This is a genomic window from Pseudomonas sp. CBZ-4, assembly GCF_000346755.1.
In the GTDB taxonomy this organism is placed as follows: Bacteria; Pseudomonadota; Gammaproteobacteria; order Pseudomonadales; family Pseudomonadaceae; genus Aquipseudomonas.
In genome coordinates this window covers 1-5,994 of sequence record NZ_ANNV01000155.1, presented here as the reverse complement: position 1 = coordinate 5,994, position 5,994 = coordinate 1, and the positions used below count along the sequence as shown (strand labels likewise).

General features: G+C 61.0%; 4 protein-coding genes and 4 tRNA genes. 4 read left to right on the top strand and 4 right to left on the bottom strand.

Features of this window, described 5'->3' with window-relative positions; translation table 11 throughout:
* Positions 1-144 precede the first annotated feature (144 nt).
* Positions 145-221: transfer RNA gene (locus B348_RS0122725), tRNA-Asp, on the bottom strand.
* Between the two features lie 19 nt (positions 222-240).
* Positions 241-316: transfer RNA gene (locus B348_RS0122720), tRNA-Val, on the bottom strand.
* Positions 317-516: 200 nt separating this feature from the next.
* Between B348_RS0122720 and B348_RS0122715 the strand changes: the two genes are divergently transcribed.
* The 3 genes from B348_RS0122715 to B348_RS0122705 all read left to right on the top strand — a co-directional run bounded on the left by B348_RS0122715 (position 517) and on the right by B348_RS0122705 (position 4,536).
* A complete protein-coding gene (locus tag B348_RS0122715) occupies positions 517-1,035 on the top strand; it encodes a sigma-70 family RNA polymerase sigma factor (RefSeq protein WP_017738333.1) in 519 nt (172 codons plus the stop codon).
* A 6-nt stretch (positions 1,036-1,041) separates the two neighbouring features.
* Complete coding sequence (locus B348_RS0122710) at positions 1,042-2,025, top strand: FecR family protein (RefSeq protein ID WP_017738332.1); 984 nt, start codon at positions 1,042-1,044, stop codon at positions 2,023-2,025.
* Positions 2,026-2,103: 78 nt separating this feature from the next.
* Positions 2,104-4,536 carry a TonB-dependent siderophore receptor gene (locus tag B348_RS0122705; protein WP_017738331.1) on the top strand — a complete coding sequence of 811 codons (2,433 nt, stop codon included), beginning with the start codon at positions 2,104-2,106 and terminating at the stop codon, positions 4,534-4,536.
* Positions 4,537-4,676: 140 nt separating this feature from the next.
* Here the strand turns inward: B348_RS0122705 and B348_RS0122700 are convergent.
* Together B348_RS0122700 and B348_RS0122695 are read right to left on the bottom strand one after the other, a co-directional pair.
* A tRNA-Asp gene (locus tag B348_RS0122700) sits at positions 4,677-4,753 on the bottom strand.
* Positions 4,754-4,772: 19 nt separating this feature from the next.
* A tRNA-Val gene (locus B348_RS0122695) sits at positions 4,773-4,848 on the bottom strand.
* Between the two features lie 159 nt (positions 4,849-5,007).
* Between B348_RS0122695 and rdgC the strand changes: the two genes are divergently transcribed.
* Positions 5,008-5,928, top strand: a complete 921-nt coding sequence (gene rdgC, locus B348_RS0122690) for a recombination-associated protein RdgC (RefSeq protein WP_017738330.1) — start codon at positions 5,008-5,010, stop codon at positions 5,926-5,928.
* Positions 5,929-5,994: the final 66 nt, after the last annotated feature.

Below are 5,994 nucleotides of genomic sequence, written 5' to 3'. Positions count from 1 at the left end.
TGGGGCCGCTACGCAGCCCAGCGGGAGCAAGCTCCCTCGCCACAACAGGTTTGTTCCTGCAAAAATCGCAGACGAAAAAAAGCCCGCTCAATGAGCGGGCTTTCTAGTGGTGACCTGGCGTTCAGTGTTCCAGGTTACCGAATATGGCGCAGCGGACGGGACTCGAACCCGCGACCCCCGGCGTGACAGGCCGGTATTCTAACCGACTGAACTACCGCTGCGCGTAACACTTGAAGCGAATGGTGGGTGATGACGGGATCGAACCGCCGACCCTCTGCTTGTAAGGCAGATGCTCTCCCAGCTGAGCTAATCACCCTTCGTTTCGGTGTGGGCGCATCTTACACCAAAAATCCGCAATGTCTTGTTTTATATGCAATTTATTTGAAATATTTTTCGGCAGGCGGCGCAAACCCCGTAAATACGGGCTTTTCGCCCTACAAACGCGAGTCTATTGCGTTTACCCGACACTTGGCCGCACAATTAAAAACCATTCTCAATAACGCTTGAGCCACGCCTATGTCTGTGGGTGAACCGCCCTTCCAACGGGAAATAACCGCGCTCTACAGTGAGCATCACGGCTGGCTGCTGGCGTGGCTGCGGCGCAAATTGGGCTGCCGGCAGAACGCAGCGGACCTGGCGCAGGACACGTTCGCGCGTATCCTCAACGCCCGCGAGTCGGTGGCAAGCATTCGCGAACCGCGGGCGTACTTGAGCACCACGGCGCGGCGCCTGCTTATCGACCAGGCCCGGCGCAAGCAGATCGAAAGCGCCTACCTGCAAGAGTTGGCGCTGACGGTGGACGCCCTGGAAGGGTTCCAGTCGCCGGAGCAGATCCACACCACCCTTGAGGCCCTGGAGCAGATCGCGTTTATTCTCGAAGGCATGCACGTCTATTCGCGCGAGGCCTTCGTGCTGTATTACCTCGAAGAACTGACCCAGCAACAGATCGCCCGCCAGCTCAAGCTGTCGGAACGCACCGTGCGCAAGTACCTGATCCAGGCGCTCGTGCATTGCGGCCACAGCCTGGACACCTGAGCGCACATGCACGACGCCCGCCAACAGATCGAAGAACAAGCCGCCGAATGGCTGCTGCGCCTGCACGAAGGTGAGCTGAGCGAAGCCCAGCGCCTGGCGTTCGAATGCTGGAAACAACAAGGCCCGCACTACGCCGCAGCCGCCGCGCGCATGGAAGAAGTGATTGCGCGCATGCAGGCCCTGCGCGGTAAAAAAGCACCGGCGCGGGCCGCCTTGAATGCCGCGTTTGCCCAGCAGAAATCCCACCGTCGCAAGCGCGCCGTACGTGCCCTGGTGCTGGCGTGCAGCCTGGCGATTCCGGCCGCGGCGCTGCTCGTCAGCCCTTACCCGCAACAATGGATGGCCGATGTGCGCAATGGCCCTGGCCAATGGCAAACCCTGCAATTGGCGGACGGCTCGACATTGACCCTCAACGGCATCAGCGCGGCGAACCTGCATTTCGACGCCAAACAGCGCCGCATTGAATTGCTGCAAGGCGAGATCCTCGTGGAAGTGGCCCACGACAGCACGCGGCCGTTTATCGTGCAGACCGCCCAAGGCACTTTGCGCGCACTGGGCACGCGGTTTGTAGTCAAGCGTGAAGGCGATGTCACCGTGCTGAGCATGTTGCAGTCGCGCGTGGCGGCACAGAGCGCCAATGCCCAGCAGACCCTGGAAGTCGATGCCGGCTCCAGGGCGCTCGTCAGCAGTAACAGCGTGCGGCTGGCCGGCAGCATCGACCCCGCCAGCATCAACGAAGCCTGGCGCCGCCATCAATTGGTGGTGGAAAACCGGCCATTGCCCGAGGTGCTGGATGAGATCGCCCGCCACCGCAGCGGCCGTGTGCAGTTCGATCGCGCGGCGCTGCAAAGCCTGCGCGTGTCGGCGGTCATTCCCCTGGACGATAGCGATCACGCCCTACAGTTACTCGCGCAAACCTTACCGATCAGGGTCAGAAGTTTTACGCCTTGGCTGATCCTCGTGGACCCAGACGACACCGCCAATAAATAATTATTCGTATTTGCTTCCGGTTTTCTCGCAGTTGCCCGTCAAGAGAGGTAATTCGACACGTAAAGGATTGCCTTCACCATGCACACCCCTTCCTACCCGCGTGGGCGCTTTGGCCTACTGAAACTCGCGCCGCTGTCCCTGGCCATGCTCAGCGCCTCGGTGCTGAGCATCAGCCCGGCACACGCGGACAGCGTCAACGTGGCCGCCCAGGCCTACGACATCCCGGCCGGGCCGCTGGGCAGCTCGCTCAATCGCTTTGCGCAACAAGCCGGCGTGGCCATTGTGTTCCAGTCCCACGAACTGGAAGGCCTCAACGGCCCTGGCCTCAAGGGTAGCTACGGCATCCAGGACGGTTTCGACCGGTTGCTGCTGGGCAGTGGTTATCGCGCGGTAAAAGGTGACCAGGTCTACGCCCTGCAACCGGCGCCCATCGCCAGCGATGGCAGCATGGAACTGAGCCCGACCCAAGTCAGCGCCACCCAACTGGGCAATATCACCGAAGGCACCGGGTCCTACACCCCCGGCACGCTCGCGACCTCGACCCGCCTGGTGCTGACGCCCAAGGAAACCCCGCAGTCGGTCTCCGTGGTCACCCGCCAGCACATGGATGACTTCGGCCTGACCAACGTCGACGACGTGATGCGCCACACGCCCGGCATCACCGTGTCGGCCTTCGACACCGAGCGCAGCAACTACTACGCGCGCGGCTTCTCGATCAATAATTTCCAGTACGACGGCATCCCTTCCACTGCGCGCAACGTCGCCTATTCGGCGGGCAACACCCTGAGCGACATGGCGATCTACGACCGCGTCGAAGTGCTCAAGGGCGCCACCGGCCTGCTCACTGGCGCCGGCTCCCTCGGCGCGACGATCAACCTGGTGCGCAAGAAACCCACCGCCGACTTCCAGGGCCACGCCACCCTCGGCGCGGGCTCGTGGGACAACTACCGCAGCGAACTGGACGTCAGCGGCCCGCTGAACGACAGCGGCAACGTACGCGGCCGTGCGGTGGCGGCCTACCAGGACAAGCATTCGTTCATGGACCACTACTCGCGCAAGAGCCCGACGTACTACGGCATCATGGAGTTCGACCTGTCGCCCGACACCCTGCTGACCGTAGGCGGCGACTACCAGGACACGCTGCCAAAAGGCTCGTCCTGGTCGGGCAGCTTTCCGCTGATCAACTCCCAGGGCAATCGCAACAGCGTCAAGCGCTCGTTCAACGACGCCGCCGAGTGGAGCAGTTGGGAGCAATACACCCGCACCGTGTTCGCCATGCTCGAACATGACCTGGGCAATGGCTGGGTGAGCAAGCTGCAACTGGACCACAAGATCAACGGCTACCACGCCTTGATGGGCTCGATCCAGGGCGACCAGCCGCAGCCGGATGGCACCGCGCAACTGACCTCGGGCAAATACACCGGGGAAACCGTCAGCGACTCCGCCGACCTGTATGTCAGCGGCCCGTTCAGCCTCGGCGGGCGTGAACATGAACTGGTGCTGGGCGGCTCGATCAGCGCCTCGGAATGGAAAGGCAAAGGCTATTGGAACCTCGACCCCAATATCGTCGACTTCAATAACTGGCACGGCCACGCAACCATGCCGGACTGGGGCAAGGCGCAATCGCTGATCGACGATACCGTGCGCCAGACCGGCGCGTACGCGACCACACGCCTGAACCTCGCCGACGACCTCAAGGTGCTGCTCGGCGCGCGCCTGGTCAACTATCAGGTCACCGGGTACAACCCCAGTTACCGCGAGTCCGGGCGCGTCGTGCCGTATATCGGCGCGGTCTACGACCTGAACGACACCTACGCGCTCTACGCCAGCTACACCGATATCTTCATGCCGCAGGAAAACTACAACCGCGACCGCGACAACAAGCTGCTGGAACCGGATGAGGGCCAGAACTGGGAGCTGGGGATCAAGGCCGACTACCTCGACGGCCGGGTCAATGCCAGCGCCGCCTACTTTGAAATCCACGAGTCCAACCGCGCGCTGTCCGACGACGAGTACAACAACCTCAAGCCCACGCCGAACAACTACGCCTATAAAAGCAGCAAGGCGGTGACCAAGGGTTATGAAGTGGAGATGTCCGGCGAAATCGCCCCGGGCTGGCAGCTGCAGGCCGGCTACACCCACAAGATCGTGCGCGACGACAAGGGCGTGAAGATCTCCACCTTCGAGCCGGAAGACCAGGTCAAGCTGTACACCACCTACAAACTCAAGGGCAACCTGGACAAGTTGACCGTCGGCGGCGGCGTGCGCTGGCAGAGTGTGGGCTGGCAGGACATCTACAACAGCCCGCGCGGTGGTTATGAAGAGTTTTCCCAAGAGGCGTATTGGCTGGTGGACCTGATGAGCAAATACCAGATCAGCAAGAACCTGTCGGCGACGTTGAACGTCAACAATATCTTCGACAAGAGCTACTACACCAATATCGGCTTCTATAACTCCGCCGCCTACGGTGAGCCACGCAACGTCATGGTGACCACCCGCTGGGATTTCTAAAGGCCAACAAACCTTGTGCTGATGGAGCTTCCTCCCTCAGCACAAGGTTGCTCCTACACAAATCGCAGACGAAAAAAAACCCGCTCAATGAGCGGGCTTTCTGTGGTGACCTGGCGTTCAGTGTTCCAGGTTACCGAATATGGCGCAGCGGACGGGACTCGAACCCGCGACCCCCGGCGTGACAGGCCGGTATTCTAACCGACTGAACTACCGCTGCGCGTAACACTTGAAGCGAATGGTGGGTGATGACGGGATCGAACCGCCGACCCTCTGCTTGTAAGGCAGATGCTCTCCCAGCTGAGCTAATCACCCTTCGTCTCGGTGTGGCGCGCATTCTACGGAGCGACCCAAGGTCTGGCAAGCACTTTCTTAAATCTTTTTTTTGAGGCCTTCCAATGGCTTAGGCAAGGTTGGCCTCAGGCGCTATCAAGACAATAATGCCCGCCTTTGTATAAAGGAGAGACTCACCCCATGTGGTTCAAGAACCTGCTTATCTATCGCCTGACCCAAGATCTGCCTGTTGATGCCGAGGCGTTGGAAACTGCAATGGCCACCAAACTGGCGCGCCCTTGTGCAAGCCAGGAGTTGACCACTTACGGTTTCGTCGCGCCTTTTGGTAAAGGTGAAGACGCTCCCCTGGTTCACGTCAGCGGTGACTTCCTGCTGATCGCCGCGCGCAAGGAAGAACGCATCCTGCCGGGCAGCGTGGTGCGTGACGCACTGAAAGAGAAGGTCGAAGAGATCGAGGCCGAGCAAATGCGCAAGGTCTATAAGAAGGAACGCGACCAGCTCAAGGATGAAATCATCCAGGCCTTCCTGCCGCGCGCCTTTATTCGTCGCTCGTCGACCTTCGCCGCCATCGCGCCGAAACAAGGCCTGATCCTGGTGAACTCGGCCAGCCCGAAACGCGCCGAAGACCTGCTCTCCACCCTGCGTGAAGTGATCGGCACCCTGCCGGTGCGCCCGCTCACCGTGAAAACCGCACCAACCGCGATCATGACCGACTGGGTCACCACCCAGAAACCGGCCGCTGACTTCTTCGTCCTCGACGAATGCGAACTGCGCGACACCCACGAAGACGGCGGCATTGTGCGCTGCAAGCGCCAGGACCTGACCGGCGAAGAGATCCAGCTGCACCTGACCACCGGCAAAGTCGTGACCCAACTGTCCCTGGCCTGGCAGGACAAACTGTCCTTCATGCTCGACGACAAGATGACCGTCAAACGCCTGAAGTTCGAAGACCTGCTGCAAGACCAGGCCGAACAGGACGGCGGCGACGAAGCCCTGGGCCAACTGGATGCGAGCTTCACCCTGATGATGCTGACGTTCGGCGAGTTCATTCCGGCGCTGGTTGAAGCGCTCGGCGGTGAAGAGACCCCGCAAGGCATCTAACAACACCGTTCCCAAGTGGGCACAGTCAGTGTGGGAGCTGGCTTGTGTGGGAGCTGGCTTGCCTGC

What these genes read in the sequence shown, in the direction of transcription:
- B348_RS0122715 (WP_017738333.1), top strand. Translation starts at nt 517, where the DNA reads ATGTCTGTGGGTGAACCGCCCTTCCAACGGGAAATAACCGCGCTCTAC.
- B348_RS0122710 (WP_017738332.1), top strand. Translation starts at nt 1,042, where the DNA reads ATGCACGACGCCCGCCAACAGATCGAAGAACAAGCCGCCGAATGGCTG.
- B348_RS0122705 (WP_017738331.1), top strand. Translation starts at nt 2,104, where the DNA reads ATGCACACCCCTTCCTACCCGCGTGGGCGCTTTGGCCTACTGAAACTC.
- rdgC (WP_017738330.1), top strand. Translation starts at nt 5,008, where the DNA reads ATGTGGTTCAAGAACCTGCTTATCTATCGCCTGACCCAAGATCTGCCT.